At 57.4% G+C, this 2,426-nt stretch carries 3 protein-coding genes and 1 pseudogene; all 4 read left to right on the top strand.

What is annotated here, in order from left to right:
- Window positions 1-323: 323 nt before the first annotated feature.
- Window positions 324-764: pseudogene (locus CR105_RS27260) on the top strand (IS66 family transposase); the annotation flags it as partial.
- A 36-nt stretch (window positions 765-800) separates the two neighbouring features.
- Complete coding sequence (locus CR105_RS29180; protein ID WP_229414153.1) at window positions 801-929, top strand: transposase domain-containing protein; 129 nt, start codon at window positions 801-803, stop codon at window positions 927-929.
- A 78-nt stretch (window positions 930-1,007) separates the two neighbouring features.
- A complete protein-coding gene (locus CR105_RS29590) occupies window positions 1,008-1,190 on the top strand; it encodes an ATP-binding protein (protein WP_218968768.1) in 183 nt (60 codons plus the stop codon).
- A gap of 237 nt (window positions 1,191-1,427) precedes the next feature.
- Entirely contained in the window at window positions 1,428-2,123 is a 696-nt protein-coding gene (locus tag CR105_RS27240) for a VIT1/CCC1 transporter family protein (protein WP_099794084.1), read from the top strand.
- The last annotated feature ends 303 nt before the right edge of the window (window positions 2,124-2,426 follow it).

Raw genomic sequence — 2,426 nt, 5'->3', positions numbered from 1 at the left:
GATGCAGACCAGGATCACATCGATCGGAAAGCGCATCCCTTTGAAGTTGAGCATGTCGAGTCGTCCTGGGTTCGGGCGCCGCAGCTTACCCGATTACCCCGTCGATGTTCGCTAATGCGACAGAACCAAAATCGCCCGTCAAACTGCTTGCAATTGAGAATCCCGGCTACTGAAAGACACGGCGCTGCTGGTTGCACAATTTGCGCCAAAATCGGCAATTGTTCAGCGTTTCCCTAGGGAAATTCTGTCGTTTGATCAACAACGCGACAGAACCTCGAGTCGTCCTGGGTTCGGGCGCCGCAGCTTACCCGATTACCCCGTCGATGTTCGCTAATGCGACAGAACCCCTTGGGTGCATGGCCCACCTGAGGCGTAAGTTCGACGAGGCGCTCAAGGCGCAGAAGCATCCGACCGGCCGGGCCAAGGAAGCGCTCGACATGATCGGCAAGCTTTACCATATCGAGGCGATGGCGCGCAAAAAGGCGTTGCCCGACGACTTGACCGAGATCGAGCGCATCCACCAATGGCGGCAGGAAAAGAGTCGCCCGATCCTGGACGCCCTCCATGCCTGGCTGGTGAAAAACCAGAAAGAGGTCATGCCACAATCGTTGATCGGCAAGGCGATCGCCTATGCGATCGGGCAGTGGCTGTACATCTATCGCTATATCGATGACGGCCGCTAATGTATCGACAACAATTTGATCGAACGGGAAATCCGCCCCTTCGCAACAGCTCGAAAGGCATGGCTCTTCTCGGACTCCGTGCCCGGTGCCGACGCCAGTGCCGTCATCTACAGCCTCATGCTCACGTGCCGGGCCTGCAACGTCGAACCCTACGCCTGGCTGCGTCATGTCCTGACCGAACTGCCGAAACGCCAAGCCGGTGACGACGTGACCGACCTGCTGCCATTCAACCACGCCAACCGATAGCCGATTCGCTGCGCGACGGCGGCCGCATGGCTGCCGGTGCGGTTTAAATCCCGCTTACCTTGTACTTGACGATTGGGGATGGGCGCCATCGACGGCATGACGCGCTCGGATCTGCTGGAGATCATCGACGACCGGGCCGGCAGCGCGGCCACGATCATCACCAGCCAGCTAAAATGCGGTGCACCGTATTTTAGCTGTAATGCGGAGTTTAATCTTACGCGGAGTTCCGTCTCAGGGACCCGGCACCCGTCTCATTCCTGAGGTTTTTTTCTCCGCATAACGGGTTGCACTTTTAGTGATGCGATCAATTTGTCTGTGGCCTTGAAGCGCCCCGAGCGCAGCGTCGGTGCGACAACCGATTCGAGTGCTTCGAGTTTTGCTGACGGATCCACGCGCGTGCACGTGGGCGCGATAGACCGGAATGGGTGGGCACGTTCACCGAAATACGCAGTTATACTCACTAAATATTTTAGCTGTCTGGGATAAAGGATTTTTACCATGCTGACGCGACATCGAGAGTTCCACAAACTAGATAGCGTCGGTTGGTTACGTGCTGCCGTCCTTGGCGCGAATGACGGAATTGTCTCCACGGCCAGTCTGGTTCTTGGTGTCGCCGCATCGCATGCGACACACCAAAGCATTTTAGTTGCCGGCGTAGCCGGGTTGGTTGCTGGAGCTATGTCGATGGCGACTGGGGAATACGTTTCTGTACAGTCCCAAGCGGACACCGAAGCTGCAGCGCTCGAAAAGGAGCGTACCGAGCTCAGCGAGAATCCAAAGGGCGAGCATCGCGAGTTAGCCAGCATTTACGTTGGCCGGGGCCTTGAGCCCACGCTGGCCGACCAAGTTGCTACCAGCCTGATGGAACACGACGCTCTGGCCGCGCATTCGAAGGATGAGCTGGGGCTCACCGATGCGATGAGCGCCAAGCCTCTGCAAGCGGCCTTCGCGTCTGCGCTTAGTTTTGCCGTTGGCGCGGCGTTACCGATGTTGGTGGTGGTGCTGGCGCCAAACGAAAAGCTAATCCCCGTCACCGTGGTGGCATCGCTGCTTTTTCTCGCCTTCCTCGGCGGCCTGGCGGCCAAAGTCGGTGGCGCAAGTGTGAAGAAGGGAGTGATTCGCGTGGCGTTTTGGAGCGCGCTTTCGATGGGTGCCGCAGCGGGCATCGGTGCATTGGTCGGAACGGTTGTATAGAGACGAAGCTCTTTGGCCGCACTGGCAATCTAAGCAACACTCAATTAGGAAGCTATGTCTGCCACGAATTCAATTCAATAGGTTCAATGGACTGGAAGTATGCCAAGCCAGCAGTAATTCAATCGACGCCTTGTGTCACGTATTGCGCCAGCACGAAGTCGAGGACGACTGCTGGCGGTTCTGTCGCATTAGCGAACATCGACGGGGTAATCGGGTAAGCTGCGGCGCCCGAACCCAGGACGACTCGACATGCTCAACTTCAAAGGGATGCGCTTTCCGATCGATGTGATCCTGGTCTGCATC

This window comes from Massilia eurypsychrophila, assembly GCF_002760655.1.
Lineage (GTDB): Bacteria > Pseudomonadota > Gammaproteobacteria > Burkholderiales > Burkholderiaceae_D > JAFCUW01.
Note: the sequence above shows the minus strand (reverse complement) of the source record. Positions and strands in the feature narration are given on the sequence as shown.

Bases quoted from the DNA above. Each gene is read 5' to 3' on its own strand.
- CR105_RS29180 (WP_229414153.1), top strand. From the start codon at position 801: ATGCTCACGTGCCGGGCCTGCAACGTCGAACCCTACGCCTGGCTGCGT.
- CR105_RS29590 (WP_218968768.1), top strand. From the start codon at position 1,008: ATGGGCGCCATCGACGGCATGACGCGCTCGGATCTGCTGGAGATCATC.
- CR105_RS27240 (WP_099794084.1), top strand. From the start codon at position 1,428: ATGCTGACGCGACATCGAGAGTTCCACAAACTAGATAGCGTCGGTTGG.